The organism is Kitasatospora sp. NPDC030952 (genome assembly GCF_055571335.1).
Map to the genome: position 1 here is coordinate 219,626 of NZ_JBVIFM010000008.1, position 19,244 is coordinate 238,869.

The 19,244-nt window shown below is 74.6% G+C and carries 13 protein-coding genes; 3 read left to right on the forward strand and 10 right to left on the reverse strand.

Going from position 1 to position 19,244, the window contains the following annotated elements; all coding sequences use genetic code 11:
- Positions 1-92: 92 nt before the first annotated feature.
- From ACZ47G_RS17010 to ACZ47G_RS17050, 9 genes are all read right to left on the reverse strand, one after another.
- Complete coding sequence (locus ACZ47G_RS17010; protein WP_465743369.1) at positions 93-2,060, reverse strand: alginate lyase family protein; 1,968 nt, start codon at positions 2,058-2,060, stop codon at positions 93-95.
- Positions 2,057-4,252 (reverse strand): bi-domain-containing oxidoreductase, encoded by a 2,196-nt coding sequence (locus tag ACZ47G_RS17015; protein WP_465743371.1) that lies wholly within the window; start codon positions 4,250-4,252, stop codon positions 2,057-2,059. The genes ACZ47G_RS17010 and ACZ47G_RS17015 overlap by 4 nt, the downstream gene beginning before the upstream one ends.
- Before the next feature lie 59 nt (positions 4,253-4,311).
- The gene (gene asnB / locus ACZ47G_RS17020) at positions 4,312-6,219 is read right to left on the reverse strand and encodes an asparagine synthase (glutamine-hydrolyzing) (RefSeq protein ID WP_465743373.1); all 1,908 of its coding nucleotides are present in this window, start codon (positions 6,217-6,219) and stop codon (positions 4,312-4,314) included.
- Positions 6,220-6,222: 3 nt separating this feature from the next.
- A complete protein-coding gene (locus tag ACZ47G_RS17025) occupies positions 6,223-7,749 on the reverse strand; it encodes a Wzz/FepE/Etk N-terminal domain-containing protein (RefSeq protein WP_465743375.1) in 1,527 nt (508 codons plus the stop codon).
- Positions 7,746-9,194, reverse strand: coding sequence for a Wzz/FepE/Etk N-terminal domain-containing protein (locus tag ACZ47G_RS17030; RefSeq protein WP_465743377.1), 1,449 nt, complete (start codon positions 9,192-9,194; stop codon positions 7,746-7,748). The genes ACZ47G_RS17025 and ACZ47G_RS17030 overlap by 4 nt, the downstream gene beginning before the upstream one ends.
- Positions 9,191-10,471, reverse strand: a complete 1,281-nt coding sequence (locus ACZ47G_RS17035; RefSeq protein ID WP_465743379.1) for a glycosyltransferase family 4 protein — start codon at positions 10,469-10,471, stop codon at positions 9,191-9,193. The genes ACZ47G_RS17030 and ACZ47G_RS17035 overlap by 4 nt, the downstream gene beginning before the upstream one ends.
- Entirely contained in the window at positions 10,461-11,777 is a 1,317-nt protein-coding gene (locus ACZ47G_RS17040; protein WP_465743381.1) for a nucleotide sugar dehydrogenase, read from the reverse strand. Before ACZ47G_RS17040 ends, ACZ47G_RS17035 begins: the two co-directional genes overlap by 11 nt.
- Positions 11,778-11,853: 76 nt before the next feature.
- Positions 11,854-13,341, reverse strand: a complete 1,488-nt coding sequence (locus ACZ47G_RS17045; protein WP_465743513.1) for a sugar transferase — start codon at positions 13,339-13,341, stop codon at positions 11,854-11,856.
- 642 nt (positions 13,342-13,983) lie between these two features.
- Positions 13,984-14,709 carry a hypothetical protein gene (locus tag ACZ47G_RS17050; RefSeq protein WP_465743383.1) on the reverse strand — a complete coding sequence of 242 codons (726 nt, stop codon included), beginning with the start codon at positions 14,707-14,709 and terminating at the stop codon, positions 13,984-13,986.
- A gap of 112 nt (positions 14,710-14,821) precedes the next feature.
- Between ACZ47G_RS17050 and ACZ47G_RS17055 the strand changes: the two genes are divergently transcribed.
- Together ACZ47G_RS17055 and ACZ47G_RS17060 are read left to right on the forward strand one after the other, a co-directional pair.
- Positions 14,822-15,259: a universal stress protein gene (locus tag ACZ47G_RS17055; protein ID WP_465743385.1), complete on the forward strand. Its 438-nt coding sequence runs from the start codon at positions 14,822-14,824 to the stop codon at positions 15,257-15,259.
- Between the two features lie 87 nt (positions 15,260-15,346).
- Positions 15,347-16,561: a saccharopine dehydrogenase family protein gene (locus tag ACZ47G_RS17060; protein WP_465743387.1), complete on the forward strand. Its 1,215-nt coding sequence runs from the start codon at positions 15,347-15,349 to the stop codon at positions 16,559-16,561.
- 43 nt (positions 16,562-16,604) lie between these two features.
- Here the strand turns inward: ACZ47G_RS17060 and ACZ47G_RS17065 are convergent, their stop codons facing one another.
- A complete protein-coding gene (locus tag ACZ47G_RS17065; protein ID WP_465743389.1) occupies positions 16,605-17,237 on the reverse strand; it encodes a TetR/AcrR family transcriptional regulator in 633 nt (210 codons plus the stop codon).
- A 227-nt stretch (positions 17,238-17,464) separates the two neighbouring features.
- Here ACZ47G_RS17065 and ACZ47G_RS17070 point away from each other — a divergent pair, with 227 nt between their 5' ends.
- Complete coding sequence (locus ACZ47G_RS17070) at positions 17,465-19,201, forward strand: amidase (protein ID WP_465743391.1); 1,737 nt, start codon at positions 17,465-17,467, stop codon at positions 19,199-19,201.
- The last annotated feature ends 43 nt before the right edge of the window (positions 19,202-19,244 follow it).

Consider the following 19,244-nt stretch of genomic DNA (forward strand, 5'->3'; position numbering starts at 1 on the left):
GCCGCCCTTAGGGCGTGTCTTGCGGATCCTTGCCGGGGCCGCGACGCCGGGGCACGCCCTGGATGCCGCCTTCTGATCCCCACCTCCGCCCCCTAGCCCCGGAACCCGAGCACGGTGGTGAACCCCTGCGCGCCGTCGGCGAAGCCGGTGCCGACCAGGGTGGTGGCGGGTTCCTTGCGGCCGAAGCCGGCCGAGTACCAGCCCAGCGGCGGTTCGCTCTCGCCGCGGTGGGTGCGCCAGGTCAGCTCTCCGGGCAGCTCCAGCACCGCGGAGCGGTCCTCGCCGTCCCTGGTCCAGGTCAGCACGGCCCGGTGGCCGGTCAGCTCGGCGGTGACTGCCGGGCCGAGGTGGAAGGCCAGCCGCGCGGCCGCCCGGCCCGGGCCGCGGACCTCGTCGACCACCCGCAACTCCCGCTGCTCGGCGTCCAGTTCGACCCGGCGGCGGTGCACGGCGGGCCGGTAGCCGTCGTGCTCGGCGCACCAGCGGGCCACCCGCCGGTCGGTGGTGTCGGCGACCAGCACCTGGCTGCGGGCGTGGCCCGTCCACAGGAACGGGCCGCCGGAGACGGACTGGTCGGCGCCGTCCAGTTCCAGGGTGTTGTGGCCCAGGGTCGAGCGGAAGTAGCGCCGCCAATCGGGCTGCCCGTGGTAGCAGTACGTCCCCGGGTCGGCGAGCACGTCGACGCCGTCGTGCCGGACCTCCAGGGACAGCGCGTCCGCGTGGGCGTGCGCGGCGATGGACAGGAAGCCGTGCGGGCCACCGTCGCAGCGGCACCAGATCTCCGCCTGCCCCCCTTCCGCCGGGCTGCGCAGCACGGTCAGGCCCGCGTCGGCGAAGTGGGCCGGCCGGCGGGCCGGGCGGGTCACCCTGCCGTCCTTCCCGTACGGCCGGAGCAGCGCGGCCAGCAGCGGGGTGCGCACCTCGGCGGCGGTCACCGCGGGCCACCAGTCGAGCCGGCCGAACACGGCGGCCCCGGTGGCCAGCTGCGAGGCCCAGCGGTCGGTGCCCGCGCCGTCCAGGACCAGGCCGTGGCCGTCGTCGGCGTCCCCCTGGCGCGGCGGCCGCAGCCGGGCGTCGACCACGGCCGCGAGGGCGTCGGTCATCCGCAGCAGCACCAGCCGGACGGTGGTGGGGACGGGCACGGCGGCGGCGTCCGCCTCGGCCAGCGCGGCCAGGCCGAGTTCCAGCACGAGTCCGTGGTACTCGCTCGCCAGTTCGCGGTTGAGGCCGGAGGGGAAGGTGTTGCCGCGCAGGTGGCGCTCCAGCGAGCGCAGCGCGTCGGAGCGCCAGCGTGCCGAGGCGGGGAACCAGTCGAAGGCGCAGGCCGCGGCGAACTGCCCGGCGGCCTCGGCGATCACATGGTTGTTGGCGGAGGAGCCCCGGCTGGGGAAGGCGGCCAGCCAGCGCTGGTGCTGCCGGATCTGCTCCAGCGCCAGCGGGTTGGACTCGAACAGCCCGGCCGCGCCCGGCCAGCCGTCGAGCAGCCGGCGGATCCACACCCAGGACAGCAGCCGGATGCCCAGCTCGATGCCGCTGATCCAGTGCACCCCGCGCAGCGGCGGGTTGGCCGCCCACCAGGAGCGCAGGTGCTCGGCGACGCGCTCGGCGTAGCGCTCGTTCCCGGTGACGGCGTAGGCGGCGGCGAGCACGGTCAGGTACTGGTGCCGGGAGGGCTCCCAGATCTGCTTGATGTCGCCGACCGCCTCCTCGTCCCGGTACGGCAGGTCGAAGGCGTAGCCGTCGGGGGCCCGGCGCCCGGTCTTCGGGTCGTACCACCAGTCCGGGGCGGCCAGGTCGTCGCGGCGCACGCCGAAGAACTCGCCGTGGCCGTCCATCAGCCGGTCCGCCTCGGCGATGAGGCGCTTGACGGCCGCCGGGGGCACCGCGGCGAGCGTCCCGGCGGGCAGCACCGCGGTGAACCGGGCGCCGGTCACCGCCGGGCCGGGCGGCGGCGCCGAGCGCCAGCGCCGCCGGCGCACCGCGTCGCCCACCCGGCCGCCGATCTCCCGCGGCCCCATCCGGGACAGCCGGCGCAGGTACCAGCCCGGGCTCATGCTCATCGCGTCCTCGCCAGCGTCACCGGGGCGCCGCCGGCCAGGCCGGACCGGACGGCGAGGGTGGCCGCCGTGGTCGCGACCAGCGACTCCAGCGGCACCGGCATCGGCCCGCCGGTGCGCACCGCCCGGACGAACGCGGCCAGTTCGGCGGACTGGCCCTTGTCCCGGGCCTGGGGCAGCCGGGAGCTGACCCACCGCTTGCGGCCGGCCGTGCCGTCGAAGTACACCGAGGCGCGGACGAAGTCGTCCAGCTTGAGCACCTTGCCGTCGGCGACGAGGTCCAGGGTCTCCTTGGGGAAGCCGGGCGCGCCGGTGGTGAGGTAGCTCAGGGTGGCGGTGGAGCCGTCCGGGTAGCGCAGCACGATCTGCGGGTCCTCGTTGCCGGACGGGGCGACGGCGTAGACCGAGACCGGGTCGGCGTCCAGCAGCCAGCTCGCGGTGTCGATGAAGTGCCCGCCCTCGCCGGCGAACCGGGAGCCCTCGGTGTCCTGTCGCAGGTACCAGCTGCCGTGCTGCAGCCGGCCGGCGTTGACCAGGTAGCGCAGGGCGGCCGGGCCGGTCCGGGGGCCGAAGCGGTTCTTGGCCTCGCGCAGCAGCGGCGCGAAGCGGCGGTTGAAGCCCACCTGGAGGCGGTCGTTGCCGGACTCCGCCACGGCGGCGAGCACGCCGGCCAGTTCCTCCTCGGTGAGGGCCAGCGGCTTCTCCACGAACACCGCCTTGCCGGCCAGCAGCGCCCGCCTGGTCAGTTCGGCGTGCGAGCTGTGCCGGGTGACCACGAACACCGCGTCGACGGCGTCGTCCCCGAGGACGGCGTCGAGGTCGGTGGTGGCGTGGGCGAAGCCGAACTTGCGCTGGGCGTTGGCGCCGGACAGCGCTGTCGTGGTGACGACGGTGGACAGCGTGACGCCCTCGCGCCCGGCCAGGTGCGGCAGCAGCATCGAGGTGGCGTAGTTCCCGGCGCCGACGAAGGCCAGCCGCACCGGCGAGCCGGCGGGCCGGGTCGCGCCCCCGGCGCCGCGGGGCACCGCGGGCACCGCCACCTCCGGGGTCCGGACCGGCTCCTCGCCGGTGGCCCCGGGGTACCGGAACAGCACCGCCACGGCCTTCAACTCGCCGTCCTTGAGCCGCCGGTAGGTCTCCACGGCGTCGTCGAACTCGGCGATGTGGGAGATCAGCGGTTCCACGTCGACCCGGCCGCGGGCGGCGAGGTCGAGGAAGCAGGCCAGGTTGCGGCGCTCCGTCCAGCGCACGTAGCCGATCGGGTAGTCCCGGCCCTCCAGCTCGTACTCCGGGTCGTAGCGCCCGGGGCCGTAGGAGCGGGAGAACCGGACGTCCAGCTCCTTCTCGTAGTACGCGTTCCACGGCAGGTCCAGCCGGCACTTGCCGATGTCGATCACCCGGCCCCGGTCCCGGGCCAACTTGGCGGCCAGCTCGACGGGTTGGTTGCTGCCGCCGCCGGCGGCCAGGTACACCTGGTCCACGCCGTGGCCGTCGGTCAGCTCGGCGGCGGCGTTCTCCACGGCCGCCGAGCCCGGGTCGCCGCAGGCCACCGCGCCCAGCCGCTCGGCGAGTTCGCAGCGCACCGGGTCGGGGTCGGCCCCCACCACCCGCACACCGGCGGCGGTGAGCAGCTGCACCACCAGCTGGCCGATCAGCCCGAGGCCGATCACCAGGGCCACCTCGCCGAGCTGCGGCTCGCCCTGCCGGACGCCCTGCAGGGCGATCGACCCGACGGTGCCGAAGGCGGCGTGCCGCGGGGCCAGGCCGTCCGGCACCGGGGTGTAGAGGTTCCTGGGCACCCAGTTCAGTTCGGCGTGCAGCGCGTGCTCGTTGCCCGCGCAGGCCACCAGGTCGCCGGTCTTGACGTCGTCGATCCCGACGCCGACCTGCTCGACCACCCCGCACAGCGAGTAGCCCAGCGGCGTGTAGGAGTCCAGCTTGCCCATCACCTTGCGGTAGGTGGCGGGCAGCCCGTTGACGGCCACGCTCTGCATCACCTTGGCGACCTGGTCCGGCCGGGAACGGGCCTTGCCCAGCATCGACATGCCGGCCTCGGAGACCTTCATCAGCTCCGTCCCGGTGGAGATCAGCGAGAAGGCGGTGCGGACCAGCACCCCGCCCGGCTTGCACCCCGGCACCGGCACGTCGAGCACCGACAGTTCGCCGCTCTTGTAGTTCTGCACAACCTGTTTCACCGGAAGTCCCCTTGTTCCTCAGCCTGTTCGTGGTGGAGCGGACGTCGCGGCCTCGGGCCCTATCCGGAGGTCGCGCCGCGGTACCAGTACTCGAGGGTCAGCACGTGCCACAGATGCTTGGAGAAGTCCCGCTGTCCGGCGGCGTCCTCGGCGACCATCCGGGCCAGCGCCTCGCGTCGCAGGAAGCCGGAGTCGACCAGCAGCCCGTCGTTCACCACCTCGCGCACCAGCGGCGCGAGGTCCCGGCTCATCCAGGCCCGCAGCGGGGCGCTGAACAGGCCCTTGGGCCGGTAGACGATCTCCCGGGGCAGCACGGAGGTGGCCGCCTCCTTGAGGACGGCCTTGCCCTGCCGCCCGACGATCTTGCGGTCGCCGGGCACCGCGAAGGCCGCCTTCACCACCTCGACGTCCACGTACGGCACCCGCACCTCGGTGGACGCGGCCATGCTGGAGCGGTCGGTGTACGCGAGATTGAGGCCCGGCAGGAACATCCGGGCGTCGGCCAGGCACATCCGGTTGACGAAGTCGTCGAGGTCGTTGTCCCGGTAGACGTCCGCGTGCTCGTCCAGCACGTCCTGGACCGTCCCGGCGAGGTCCGGGTCGACCAGGGCGAGCAGCTCCGCCCGGTCGTACATGGTGTAGCTGCGGCGGAACGCCGTCTCCTCCGGCAGGTCGGCGAAGGAGAGGAAGCGCTTGGCGAAGCGCACCGAGCGGTACCCCCGGCGGGCGGTGGCGACCGGCAGCCGGTCCACGGCCGCGCCCAGCCCGCGCCGCAGCGGCCGCGGGACGCGCTGGTAGCGCAGCGCCAGTCGGTTGGCCAGGTGCTTGCGGTAGCCGGCGAACAGCTCGTCGGCACCCATCCCGGAGAGCAGCACCTTGACCCCGGCCTCCCGGGCGGCCGAGCAGATCAGGAAGGTGTTGATCGCGGCCGGGTCGCCGATCGGCTCGTCCAGGTGGTACGTCATCCTCGGCAGCAGGTCGAGCACGTCCGGGGCGATCTCGATCTCGTGCAGGTCGACGCCGAACCGCTCGGCCACCCGGCGGGCGTAGCGCAGGTCGTCCGGCATCGCCTCGAACCTGGCGTCCTCGGCGCGGAAGCCGATGGTGTAGGCGGAGATCCCGGGCTTGTCGCGGGCCGCCAGGGCGGTCAGGTAGCTGGAGTCCAGGCCGCCGGACAGGAAGGTCGCCACCGGGACGTCGGAGAGCAGGTGACGCCGGGTCGACTCCTCGACGACGGCGGCGAGGTCCGGCCGCTCGCCGGCCCGGGCCCGGTCCCGGCCCTCGGCGGCGACCTCCCGCAGGTGCCAGAACCGGCCGCGCTCCACCCGGCCGTCCGGCCGGCACCGCAGCCAGCTGCCCGGCGGCAGCTTCTCCGCCCCGCGGAACGCGCAGCGCGAGTCCGGCACCCAGTAGTAGAGCAGCGAGGCGACCAGCGCGGCGTGGTCCACCTCCAGCGAGCCGCCGGTGGCGGCGGCCAGCGCCTTGAGCTCGGAGGCGAACACCAGGCCCCCGCCGCGCCGGACCAGGAACAGCGGCTTGATGCCGAGCTGGTCTCGGGCGAGCACCAGCTCACCGGTGCGCTCGTCGAAGATCCCGAACGCGAACATCCCGCGCAGCCGGGGCAGGCAGTCGGTGCCCCAGCGCCGCCAGGCCTCCAGCAGCACCTCGGTGTCGGAGGTGCCGCGGAAGCGCACCCCGGCGGCGGTCAGTTCGGCGCGCAGCTCGGGCGCGTTGTACAGCTCGCCGTTGTACGTCAGAACGAGGCCGTTCCTGGCCATCGGCTGGGCGCCGGTCCCGGAGAGGTCGACGATGGCCAGCCGGCGGTGCCCCAGCTGCACCTCGCCGTCGCCGACGGGGTGGCCGTAGCGGCCCGCGCCGTCCGGGCCGCGGTGGGCGAGGGTGTCGGTGAGCAGGTCGGTCACGGCCTTGCCGTCCGGCCAGCGGTACGTGCCCGCGATGCCGCACATGTGCTACCTCGCCTCCTGGTCGCTGTCGGGGACCCTTGAGGTCCACCTCGGTAGTCGTTCCGTCCGCCGCCGGCCCGGCAGGCTCCGGGTCGGCCGGTCGCCCCGGCCGCGCGGCGCGGTGTGCGGGCCGTCCCACAGGGTGCCGTCGGTCCGGTCACGCGGATCGGGGTCGATCAGCACCACGCCGAGGACCGGGATGCGCTGCTCCGCGAGGCGGCGCGCCACGGTGTGCAGCCAGGCGGCGCGGCCGTGCCCGGCCCGGACCACCAGCACCGTGCGGGTGCCGAGGTAGCGCAGGTCGGTCCAGGCCGTGCCGGGGGCGACCGAGCCGACCCCGAGCCGGCGTTCCGGCAGGGCCACGGCCGAGGCCTGCTCACCGCCGATCACGGTCGGGCCGCCCGGTTCCGGGCGGCGGTCGGCGAGCTGGGCGCCCGGCAGGCCGTCCACGACGGCCACCGGCCCTTCCGCCGACAGCTCCCCGGCGAGGTCCAGCGCGATCGCCACCGTGCTGTGCGCGCAGCCCAGTTCCAGCAGCGACACCGCCTCCGCGGAGCCGCGTACGGTACGGGCCAGGGTCGCGGTGAGCCTGGCCCGGGCCGCCCTGGCCCGGCGCGACAGCCGGCGTCCGGCCGGGCGCCGGGGCACCCGGTTCAGCTCGGCGATGACCGAGGCGCCGAGGTTCGCGGCGATCTCCCGGCGCAGCACCGGGCGGTCCGCGACCACCGCGCCGACGGCGGCCACCGCGATGCCGAGGACCAGCCCGAGGACGGCGCCGATCCCGCCGTCGGTGGCGGCGGCGGTGGGCAGGGACTGGGGCACCGCGCGCGCGGCGTCCACGATCCGGGTACCGGCCACCAGCCGGGGCGCGCCGACCTGCGCCTCGGCCGCGCGCTGGCCGAAGTCGGTGATCCGGGAGGTGAGTTCGGCCCGGCTGGCGTAGAGCGACTCCAGGTTCGCCGAGGCGTTCGGTCCGCTCTGCTGCGCGCCGTCCCCGATCTCCTTGTTGACCTGGGCGAGTTGGTCCCGCATCCGGTCGCGCTCGTCGAGCAGGGCCTTGGCCTGGGCGTCGGCGGCGTCCTGGAGCCGCTTCACGTGGTCGGCGACGAACGCCTCGGCCAGCGCCTCGGCCCGGGCCCGTGCCTCGGTGTCGCTGCGGCCGGTCGCGGTGATCTGGAGCAGGTTGTTGGTGAGGCCGAGGCCCGTGTAGTCCCGCATGAAGTCCTCCGGCTTCTGCGGGGAGCCGAGGGCCTGGAGGGCCTTGCCGGCGATGCCGGTGGTCTGCAGCAGGGCGACGTCGGTGCGGATCAGGGTGCCGGGGTCGTTGGGCTGGTCCGCCTCGTGGGCGACCAGCACCTTGGTCACCGCGGTCGGCGGCGGCGGCTTCAGGACGGCCACGGCCGCGCCGAGCAGCAGGCCGACCAGCGCCAGGGCGCACCAGAGGCGGCGCCGGCGGCGCACCGCGACCACCAGGGCTTGGAGGTCCAGCAGCGGCGGGGCGGGCGGCGGCTCCGCGGTCGTGCTCGTCGTCACCCCGACCCTCTCCCCGTGTCCTCGCCGACCGCGAGGGCCGGCGTGGCGGCCTCCGGGTCGTGCTCCTTCCCGACGGGCGGCGTGACGGCCCCCTGGTCGCGGTCCTCCGCGACGGGCGGCGTGGCACCGTCCCCGGCTGTCCGGGCCCGCCCGGCGCGCCCCGGGCGGGCCCGGACCGTGCCGGCCAGCACGATGCCGAGCAGTTCGTGCCCGGCGTCCAGGCACGCCCCGCCGATGCCGGTCAGCTCCCCCGCCGTCCGGCTGCCCGGGCTGAGCACCACCACTGCGCCGGCCTCGTCCGCGCGGTCCGGCAGCAGCGGCCGGTGTGCCGCCACCCCCACCACCCGCAGCGGCGGCTCGTCCCCCGCCTCGGCGAGGAGCTGCTCGGCGGCCCGGCGGGCCGGCTCGTCGCCGTCCGGGACGACGACCAGCAGCCTTCGGGGGCCGGGCAGTTGGTCCCGCAGCCGGTCGCACACCCGCCGGTAGCGGAGCCTGCGGCCGGCCTCGTCGCCGGAGTCGTACGGGACGGGCAGGTCCCAGCGGGTGTCGATGCCCAGCAGCCGGCGGGCCAGGGCCCTGGGGCCACCGCCCCGCAGCCGCCGGGCGGACCGCTCGGCGGGGACGTCGACGGCGCCGAGGACGGTCGCGCCCAGCGCCGCGGCGATCTCCGCCCCGGTGCGCGGCCGGCGGCTGGTCCGGGCGGCGGCGAGGTGGCCGATGACGGCCAGCAGGACGGCCAGCAGCGCGCCGGCGGCGATGAGTTCCGTCCGGGTCGGCGGTGCCTGGGCGGACGGCCGGGCGGCCGCGCCCATGACGACCAGGTTGGCCTTGTTGGCGCCCGGGTCGACCTGGTCCAGCTTCTTGATGGCGTCCTGCAGGGAGGTGCGCAGCTTCTCCAGCTCGGTGCGGGTCTGCACGCTCTCCACCGTCCGCCCCGGGTCGACCGAGGCCGCCAGGTCGGTGATCCGGCGGCTGGCCTGCACCACCAGCTGCCGCAGCGCCTCGGGCTGCGACGCCTCCGGGTCGCTGCCGTCGCCCGCGACCCGGGCCGCGAACGTGACGAACTGGTGGGCCACCTGGTCGGCGAGCTGCTGGGCGCGCTCCGGGGTGTCGGCCGTGCCCGAGATCTTGACGATGTTGCCGTCCGCGGCCGTGGCGCTCACCCGGTCCTGCAGCTCGGTGCCGCTGACCCCGGGCCAGCCGAGCGAGGCGGCCGCCTGGTCGAGCACCACCGAGCTGGTCGCGATCTCCGCCTGGGTCAGCAGCTCGCGGTCCTGCCACACGCCCGGCAGCAGCACCGACGCGGACGTGGTGTAGCTCGGCGGGAACAGCAGCGAGGTGCCGTAGCCGGCCAGCGCCCCCACCAGGGCGAGGACGGCGAGCAGCCGCCAGCGCCGGCGGAGGATCCGGCCGACCGCGGCCAGGCGTATCGTGTCGTCGCTCAACGGGGCGGCCTTCTGCGTCCCCGGGCCGGGCGGCCCGCAGCTGCCGGGGCGCCGTCACCGCAGGCGGCGGCGTAGGCGGCGAGCAGCGCCCGCTGGGAGTTGCGCCAGGCGAGCGGCCCGTTGATCCGCTCCTGGCCGAGTTTGCCCATCCAGGCCCGCTTCTCCGGGTCGTCCAGCAGCTGCGCGACCAGCCCGGCGAACGCGGACTCGTCGTTGGCGGGCGCGTAGAGGGCCGCGTCGCCGGCGGAGACCCGGGCCTCGCGGAGGTCGAAGGAGACGATCGGGCGGCCCATCACCATGTACTCCAGGACCTTGTTCATGGTCGACACGTCGTTGAGCGGGTTGCGCGGGTCCGGGGACAGGCAGACGTCCGCGGTGGACAGGTAGCGCACCAGGTCGGCGTCCGGGACGCGCCCGGTGAACTGCACCTGGTCCGCGAGCCCGAGCCGCCGGGACAGCTCCACCATGGCGTCGAAGGTGTCCCCGCCGCCGACGAACACCGCGTGCCAGTCGGTCCGGCCGAGTTCGTCGCGCAGCTTGGCGAGCGCCCGCAGGGCGTAGTCGACGCCGTCCTGGGGGCCCATGACGCCCAGGTAGCACAGCAGATGGGGCTTGCCGCGCTTCAACTCCGGCTCGGGCGGCACCGGTCGGAAGCGGTCGGTGTCGGGCGCGCTGCGCACCACGAAGACGTCCTCGGGCCGGCGGCCGCCGCGGCGCAGCGCGACGTCCCGGTAGCTCTCGTTGGTGGCGAGCACGATGTCCGCGGCCCGGTAGGTCCGGCGTTCCAGCGCGCACACGGCGCGGTAGAGCAGGTCCTCGCCGCGGTCGAACCGGGAGAGGTACAGCTCGGGCACCAGGTCGTGCTGGTCGAAGACGAAGCGCGCGCCGCGCCGCTTGAGCCACAGGGCGGGCAGGAACAGCAGGTCGGGCGGGTTGCAGGCGTGCACCACGTCGACCGCGCCGACCTTGCGGGCCAGCCTGGCCGTGTGCCAGAGCGCGGATCCGTACTCCTGGAGGTAGCCGGCCGGGCCGCCGGTGGCCGCGCGCAGGGGGTAGCGGTGGATCCGCACCCCGTCGATCAGCGCCTCCGGTTCGGTGTCCCGCTTGCTGCCCTGCGGGCAGATGACGTGGACCGTCCAGCCCGCGTCGCGCAGCGTGGTGCACTCCTGCCACACCCGCCGGTCGAAGGGGACCGAGAGGTTCTCCACCAGGATCAGCGCGCGGCGGCCGCGCCCGTCGCCGCCGGCGGTCTCGTCGAACTCCGCGTCACCAAGCAAGGCCCGTGTACCCCGGTTCGGCCCGGCGCGCCTCGGCGTCGGGGAGGCGGACGAGATCGACGATCGCCGGACTGCCGCCGTGCGGCAGGACCGACAGGACGGCCGGGTCCTTCGTCCCGACCACGCACACCTCGGCGTGCTCCAGCACCTCCTGGACGGAGTCCGTGAGCAGTTGGGCGAGGTGCGGCAGCCTGGTCTCGATGTACTCGCGGTTGGCGCCGAGCAGCCGGGACAGGTTCACGTTGGGGTCGTGGATCCGCAGGTCGTAGCCCTTGCCGAAGAGCTGCTCGGCCAGCTCGACCAGCGGGCTCTCGCGCAGGTCGTCGGTGCCCGGCTTGAAGGACAGGCCGAACAGGCCGACCCGGCGCTTGCCGGTGCGCTCGACCAACGCGACCGCGCGCTGCAGGTGTTCGGCGTTGGAGGGCAGCACGTGGGAGAGGATCGGCACCGCGACGTCGGCCCGGTGCGCCGCGTGGACCAGGCTGCGCAGGTCCTTGGGCAGGCAGGAGCCGCCGAAGGCGAAGCCGGGCCGCAGGTAGGCGGGGCTGATGTTCAGCTTGCGGTCGGCCAGGAAGACGTCGATCACCTGGTGCGAGTCCACCCCGAGGGCCTGGCACACCGCGCCCAGCTCGTTGGCGAAGCCGATCTTGAGGCCGTGGAAGGCGTTGTCCGCGTACTTGATCGCCTCGGCCGTCGGGACGGGCACCCGGAACACCGCGCCGGGCAGCCCCTCGTAGAGTTCCTCGACCACGTCGCCGCTCGCCGGGTCGAGTTCGCCGATGACGGTCTTCGGCGGTTCGAAGAAGTCCCGCACGCTGGTGCCCTCGCGCAGGAACTCCGGGCTGACGGCCACCCCGAAGTCCACTCCGGCGGTGCCGCCGGTGTGCTTCTCCAGGATCGGCACCAGCAGGTTCAGGCAGGTGCCCGGGAGCATGGTGCTGCGGAACACCACGGTCTGCCGCCCGCCCCGCTCGGCCACCGCGGCGCCGATCTGCTCGGTGACCCGCTCCAGGTAGTCGGTGCACAGGCTGCCGTTGGGCTCCGAGGGCGTGCCCACGCAGACCAGCGACACCTCGCTGCCCATGATCGCCTCGCGGACGTCGGTGGTGGCGCGCAGCGCCCCGCTCGCCACCACCTCGGCGATGAGTTCGCCGATCCGCTCCTCGACCACCGGGGCCCGGCCGTCGTTGACCAGGTCGACCTTGACCTGGTTGACGTCCACCCCGATGACCTCGTGGCCCAGGCTGGCCAGGCACGCGGCCGACACGCAGCCCACGTAACCGAGCCCCAGGACACTGACCCTCATGACCCGTTCCTCCCCTCGGGCAGGCCCTTGTGGCCGGCCGTCCGCACGCCGTCCGTCCGGACGGCGCCCCCACCCATCAGTAGGCCCCCTGCCCCTGGAGCACGGCCCGCAGCGTCTTCCAGAGGATCACCGTGTCCAGGGCGAGCGACCAGTCCTCCACGTACCGCAGGTCCAGCCGGACGGCCTCCTCCCACGGCAGGTCGCTGCGCCCGCTGATCTGCCACAGGCCGGTGAGCCCGGGCTTGACCAGCAGCCGCCGCCGGATGTCCGGGCCGTACGCCGCGGACTCCTCCGGCAGCGGGGGCCGCGGGCCGACCAGTGACATCGAGCCGGTGAGCACGTTGACGAGCTGCGGGAGCTCGTCCAGCGAGTACCGGCGCAGCACTCCCCCGACCCTGGTCACCCGGGGGTCCCGGCGGAGCTTGAACAGCAGGCCGGCGCCCTCGTTGCGGTCCGCCAGCTCGGCCCGGGCCCGATCCGCCCCGGGGACCATGGTGCGGAACTTGACCAGGGTGAACGGGCGGCCGTCCTTGCCGACCCGGTGCTGCCGGTAGAGCACCCCGCCCCGGCTGTCCGCCGCCACCAGCAGGGCGACCAGCAGCATCAGCGGGGCGAACAGCACCAGCAGGACGGCGGCGCCCAGCCGGTCGACGACCTCCTTGACGGCCCGGGGGCCGCCGGTGAAGGCCGGCATGCTGACCCGCAGCATCGGGATCCCGAGCACCGCGTCGACGTGCAGCCGCGGGCCGGCCACCTCCATCAGCACCGGGGCGACCACCATCTCGGCGTCGCCGCCCTCCAGGTTCCAGGCCAGCCGCTGCAGCCGGTCCGGGGTCCAGTACGGGTCCGGGGTGACGGCGACGACCCGGTAGCCGTCCCGGCGGACGTGGTTGGCCACGTCCGCCAGTCGGCCGACGACCGGCACCCCGTCCAGCCGGTCGGCGCCCCGGCCGAGGGTGTACGGCGTGCACACCGCCTCCACCCGCCAGCCCAGGTGCGGGAACTTGCGGGTCCGGGTGATCAGGTCGCGCACGGTGGCCGGGCTCCCGGCGGCGAGCACCGGGCGCAGGCACCGCCCCAGGTTGCGCTGCTTGTGCAGCCACAGCCGCTGCAGGTACCGCTCGGTCATGGTGACGACCGTGATCGCCGGGATGGCGACGAAGATCCAGAGCCTGATGTTGTGCGAGCCGAGGGCGATCCCGCCGAGCGCCAGCACGACGGCGGCCGCGAAGAGCGAGCGCCCGAGCCGGCGGAACTCCTCGGCGCCCTGACCGAGCACGGCCGCGGCCCACGCCCGGCTCGTCGCCAGCGCCCCCAGCACCAGCAGTTCGGTGCCGAAGGCGAGGATGCCCCACTTCTCGTGCCAGTTGGCCGCGTCCCGGACCCCGAAGAACCCGCCGATCGCCGCCACCACGAAGGCGGTGGCCGCGGTGTCGCTGATGATCACGGTACGGCGGTACCGCTGCTCCCAGTCGCTCTCGGACCGGCTGATCGTCCCGTTCGCCACCGGGCGCCTGCGCGCCGAGGGCAACGGGCCGGCTAACTCTCCCTCCCCCTGCTCCACATCCCCCTTCAACTCACCGCTGGGTTCGACGTGTTCGCTCCACACGGTTCCTCCCCCCAGGAGGCTCGCGCCCCTGCCCTGTCCCTCCCCGGGAGACCCCGCCTCCCGTGTGCCGCGCTGTTCCTGACCGCCGGGAGACCCCTTCCCGGCGAATGGCGAATGGCAAATGGCAAATGGCGAATGGCGAACGGCACGTCGCAAACGGCGAATCGGCTCGGTGCAGCGCTATCTGAAACGTCCCACCCGGGCAGCGGCGGACTCGCTCGTCCTGCCGGATCCCCTGGGTGCGCGGGAGACCGTCGACGACTGCGCCCCGCACTCGTGGCCCCGTCCCGGGCCAGGATGATCACAGTCCGTCGTCACCCCGCTTCCGTCCGTGCGGGGCGAAAATCAATGTAGAGCATCCGGGCCGCCCAATGAGGGGGATGTGTGAAACGCGTGCTCCGAATCTGAACTGCGGGTGATCGAACAGCGGCTGCCCGTGGGCCCGTTGGGGGCGCGGACGGACACCGTGACCTGCCCGTACGGGAGTTCGGCGATCACCGGAACCTGCCGCACCGGGAGATCGATTGACTGATCGTCAGGGTCGTTTTCACGCAACGGTGTTCATATTCGGCCACCCGCCCGGCGACCGCTCCCCGCTCACCCGCTCGGCGGGTTCCGATCCAGGAAGCGGAGGCCCTTCCGGAGGTGGGCGCGCGGGTTGGTGGTCAGGTGGCGGGCCCAGTCGGGCCCGGGCTCGCCCCGCCGGTGGGCGTAGCAGGCCAGCGCGTACCCGAGCATCCGCTCGCTCAGGTAGCCCAGCCGCGAGGTCGACCGAACCCGGCCGTTCCGGGTGAAGTCGACGGCGGAGTTCGCGGTGAACACGCCGAGGCCGAAGTGGACGGTCAGCAGGTCGGTGAGCGGCTCGTGGTCCCGCCGGGCCGTGGTGATCCGCCGCTCGTCCAGCAGGCGGACGTGGCCCAGCTCGTGGGCGACGGTGGCGACCAGCGCGACCGGGCGGGCCGCCAGGCGCCGGTCGATCGCGATCACCGGGCGCCCGCCCTCCCGCCGGTAGGTCCCGGCGGCGGACCGGGACCGGTAGCCGAACCCGAGAGCGTCGGCCATGGCCCGCTCGCCGTCGTCCGGCTCGATCTCGACGGTGAGCCGCTCGGGCGCCACCTCCAGGTACCCGCAGAGCCGGGCGACCACCCCGCGGATGTCCCCCTCGGAGCCCGCGTACGGCCCCGGGAAGAACTCGGCGGTCGGCAGCACGGGGGCCCGGTCCAGCACCTCGCGTCCGAACTCGGCGGCCAACCAGGCCATGGACTCCTCGATCCAGACCCGCTCCTCCGGCCCGACCGGGCACTTGGGTGCGAACAGCGGCATGACCGCCATCATCCACCACCGCCCTCGTCACCCGAGTGCCGGGCCGTACTGGCGGCGGCAGCGCACTGCCCGCACCGTGGTCGGAGGGGCGATCAGCGCAAGGACGGTCAACATGGGCACGAACGACTCCGCACCCCGCGTCGTGGTGGGTGTCGACGGCTCCCCGTCGTCGTACGCCGCACTGCGCTGGGCGATCCGGCACGCCGCCCGGATCGGCGGCGTCGTCGACGCGGTGGGCGCCTGGGAGCCGCCGAGCCACTACGGCTGGTCGGCGCCGGTGGTCGACACGTCCTTCGACAAGGAGCTCGCCCAGCAGCGCTTCGCCGGCGAACTCCGCGACGTGCTCGGCCCGGACCGGCCGGTCCCGGTACAGGAGCGCCTGGTGATGGGCGACCCCTCCGACGTCCTCCTCGACGCGGCCCGGGGCGCCGAGCTGCTGGTGGTCGGCAGCCACGGCCGCAGCGGCTTCACCCGTGCCCTGCTCGGCTCGGTGAGCACGCGCTGCGCGCAGCACGCCGACTGCCCGGTGGTCATCGTCCGCGCGCAGTGACCCTCGCCCCGCCCCCTTGACGCATTGACAGGGCCAGGGCGGGCTCCTAGCGTGGCGCAATCGATTACCCGTGAGTAGGGACCGTTGATGGCCGCGCCCCGCCCGTACGACCTCGTCCTGTTCGGTGCCACCGGGTTCACCGGCGGGCTCACCGCCGAGTACCTGGCCCGGACCGCCCCCGAGGGGTGCCGCTGGGCGCTGGCCGGGCGGGACGAGGGCAGGCTCGCCGCCGTCCGGGCGCGGCTGGCGCGGATCGATCCGCGGTGCGCCGACCTCCCGCTGCTGGTCGCGGACGCCGCGGACCGCGAGGCGCTGCGGGCCGTGGCCGCCCGGGCCCGGGTGGTCATCTCCACGGTCGGGCCGTACCTGCGGTACGGGGAGCCGCTGGTGGCCGCCTGCGCGGAGAGCGGCACCGACTACGTGGACCTCACCGGCGAGCCGGAGTTCGTCGACCGGATGTACCTCCGGCACCACGAGCGGGCGGTGGCCAGCGGCGCCCGGCTGGTGCACGCCTGCGGCTTCGACTCGGTGCCGCACGACCTCGGCGTGCTGTTCACCGTCCAGGAGTTGCTGCGCCGGGGCGGACCGGCGGCCCGGGTCTCGGTCGAGGGCTTCGTCCGGGTCGGCGGCACCTTCTCGGGCGGGACCTTCGCCTCGGCGATGACGGCCTTCTCCCGGCCGCGCGCGATGGCCCGGGCCGCCCGGGCCCGCCGCGCGGTGGAGCCCCGACCGAAGGGGCGGCTGGTCCGCACCCCGGTGGGCTTTCCGCACCGGTCCCGGGCGGCCCGGGCCTGGGCGGTGCCGATGCCCTCGATCGACCCGCAGGTGGTGTCCCGCTCGGCCGCCGCACTGGCGGAGTACGGCCCGGACTTCGGCTACGTCCACTACGCGGCGGTGCGCCGGCTGCCGATCGCCCTGGGCGGCGTCGCCACGGTGGTGGCGCTCGCCCTCGCCGCCCAACTGCCGCTGCTGCGCCGGGCGCTGGGGCGACTGTGGCAGCCGGGTGACGGGCCGGACACGGAGCAGCGGGCGCGCTCCTGGTTCGCCGTCCGGTTCGCGGCGCGGGCCCATGACGGGCGGACGGTCCTGACCGAGGTGTCCGGCGGCGATCCCGGCTACCAGGAGACCGCGAAGATGCTGGCCGAGTCGGCGCTCTGCCTCGCGTACGACGATCTTCCGCCGGTGGCGGGGCAGTTGACCACGGCCGTGGCGATGGGCCGCCCACTGATCAACCGGCTGATCGCGGCCGGCCTCTCCTTCCGGGTGCTGGACACCCCGCCGAAGGCCGCCCCCGGCCGGTAGTGGCCGGGGAGGAAGGTAGCGGCGGTCGCCGCACGCCCCGCCGTCACGCCCCGCCGGTCGGCCTGAGTTCGCGTTCCAGCGCCGCGAGCGCGAAGGTGTACGCGGACATCCGCTGCCAGCGCGGCCGCCCGAACATCACGTCCTCGGACAGCCCGTTGAGCATGGCCACCGACCTGATGACGAACTCGGGAAGGTCCACCTCGACGAACTGTCCCAGCGCCCGGCCCTCCAGGATGACGGCCTCCAGGCGTTCCTCCCAGGCGTCGGAGAGCGCGGTGAGGACGTTCCGGCCGTCGTCGTCGTGACGCTGGGCCAGGACCTGCGTCCACAGCGCGTAGCGTTCGTCGCCCGGCTGGCGGGGCAGGTAGAAGCGGACGTACAGCGCCAGCTTCTCGGCGGGGGACGCGGCCTCGGCCGCGGCCTGCTGGAACCGCGCCCCGAGGTCCGCCTCGCTCCACACCAGGACTTCGAGCAGCAGGCGGTCCTTCTTCCCGAAGTGGTACAGGATGTGCCCGGTGCTCATGCCGGCCCGCTCGGCGATGTCGGACATCCGCACGGCCGCGGCGCCCTTCTCGGCGATGGCACTGATGGCGGCCCGCATCGCCCGGTCCCGCGCCCCGTCGCCGCTGGGCGTGGCCGGCAGGCGCGGCGGCCGCGCGGGCTGGGGCTCCGACATCGCCATGTCCTCGTCTCGCTCTCACTGTCTCGGCTGCCTCGACCAGCCCGACCGGCTCGGCCGTCTCGACCAGCTCGGCCGTCTCGCTTCCGGGCATCTAGATCGCTAGTCTAGACTGAAAATCTAGTCAGCGAGACTGGGGGCCGCACGCCCGCACGATCGCCCGCACGATCGGCCGGACGACCAGCGGTCCGCCCGGCCCACCCGAACAGCCAGGAGGCATCCGCATGACGCGGGGATTCGACGTCGTGGAGACCAACATCGCCGACCTGCGCGCGGCGCTGGAGAAGGGCGAGACCACCGCGGTCGGGCTGCTCGACGCCTACCTCGCCCGGATCGACGCGTACGACCGGCCGGGCACCCCCACCGCGCTCAACGCGATGGTGGTGATGAACCCGAACGCCCGCGCCGAGGCCGAGGCCTCCGACGCCCGCCGCGCCCGCGGCGAGACGCTCGGCCCGCTGGACGGCATCCCGTACACCGCCAAGGACAGCTACCTCGCCGAGGGCCTGACCGCCGCGGCCGGTTCGCCGGCCTTCGAGCACCTCGTCGCCCAGCGCGACGCCTTCGCCATCGAGCGGCTGCGGGCCGGCGGCGCCGTCCTGATCGGCCTGACCAACATGCCGCCGATGGCCAACGGCGGCATGCAGCGCGGCGTGTACGGCCGCGCGGAGAGCCCGTACAGCGCCGACTGGCTCACCAGCGCCTACGGCTCCGGCTCCTCCAACGGCTCGGGCACCGCGACGGCCGCCTCGTTCGGCGCCTTCGGCCTCGGCGAGGAGACCTGGTCCTCGGGCCGGGCGCCCGCGTCCAACAACGCGCTGTGCGCCTACACCCCCAGCCGCGGCGTGATCTCGGTGCGCGGCAACTGGCCGCTGGTGCCGACCATGGACGTGGTCGTCCCGCACACCCGCACCATGGCCGACCTGTTCGAGCTGCTCGACGTCATCGTGGCCGACGACCCGGAGACCCGCGGCGACCTGTGGCGCGCCCAGCCGTGGGTGGCGCTGCCCGCGGCCTCGCAGGTCCGCCCCGCCTCCTACCCGGCGCTCGCACCCGCCGACCCGGCCGCGGCCCGCGCCGCGCTGGCCGGCAAGCGCGTCGGCGTCCCCCGGATGTACATCAACGCCGACCCCGAGGCCGGCACCAACCCCGAGGGCGGCATCGGCGGCCAGACCGGCCGGCGGATCGACACCCGCCCCTCGGTGATCGAGCTGTGGAACGCCGCCCGCCGCGACCTGGAGGCGGCCGGCGCCGAGGTGGTCGAGGTCGACTTCCCGGTGGTGTCCAACTACGAGGCCGACCGCCCCGGCGCGCCCTCGCTGTTCACCCGCGGCCTGGTCGGCCGCGACTTCCTCACCGTCGAGATCGAGGACCTCTCCGCCTGGGCCTGGGACGACTTCCTGCGCGCCAACGGCGACCCGCGGCTCGCCACCCTGACCGAGGTCGACGGCGCCCTCATCTTCCCCAAGCAGGAGGGTGAACTCCCGGACCGCTACGAGGGTTTCGAGGACAGCATCGGCGAGTACCCGCGCTTCGTCCGCGAGCGCCCGTACGCCTCCTTCACCGACATGCCGCACCTCGAGGAGGGGCTGCGCGCGCTGGAGGAGACCCGCCGGGTCGACCTGGAGCTGTGGATGGACGAACTGCGCCTGGACGCCGTGGTGTTCCCCACCGTCGCCGACGTGGGGCCGGCCGACATGGACGTCTCCGAGGCCTCCGCCGAGCTCGGCTGGCGCAACGGCGTCTGGGTCGCCAACGGCAACCTGGTCCCCCGCCACCTCGGCATCCCGACGGTCACCGTGCCCATGGGCACCATGGCGGACATCGGCATGCCGGTCGGACTGACCTTCGCGGGCCGCGCCTACGACGACAACGCCCTGCTGGCCCTCGCCGCCTCCTTCGAGGCGACGGGCGACCGCCGGACGGTCCCGCCGCGCACCCCGCGCCTGCCCGCCGAGTGACCTGACGGCGTCGCGGCACCACCGAGCGCGGTGCCGCGCGTCG

Excerpts from the sequence above, each read along its gene's own strand:
- ACZ47G_RS17065 (WP_465743389.1), bottom strand. The coding sequence starts at position 17,237 with ATGTCGGAGCCCCAGCCCGCGCGGCCGCCGCGCCTGCCGGCCACGCCC.
- ACZ47G_RS17010 (WP_465743369.1), bottom strand. The coding sequence starts at position 2,060 with ATGAGCATGAGCCCGGGCTGGTACCTGCGCCGGCTGTCCCGGATGGGG.
- ACZ47G_RS17050 (WP_465743383.1), bottom strand. The coding sequence starts at position 14,709 with ATGCCGCTGTTCGCACCCAAGTGCCCGGTCGGGCCGGAGGAGCGGGTC.
- asnB (WP_465743373.1), bottom strand. The coding sequence starts at position 6,219 with ATGTGCGGCATCGCGGGCACGTACCGCTGGCCGGACGGCAAGGCCGTG.
- ACZ47G_RS17055 (WP_465743385.1), top strand. The coding sequence starts at position 14,822 with ATGGGCACGAACGACTCCGCACCCCGCGTCGTGGTGGGTGTCGACGGC.
- ACZ47G_RS17070 (WP_465743391.1), top strand. The coding sequence starts at position 17,465 with ATGACGCGGGGATTCGACGTCGTGGAGACCAACATCGCCGACCTGCGC.
- ACZ47G_RS17060 (WP_465743387.1), top strand. The coding sequence starts at position 15,347 with ATGGCCGCGCCCCGCCCGTACGACCTCGTCCTGTTCGGTGCCACCGGG.
- ACZ47G_RS17040 (WP_465743381.1), bottom strand. The coding sequence starts at position 11,777 with ATGAGGGTCAGTGTCCTGGGGCTCGGTTACGTGGGCTGCGTGTCGGCC.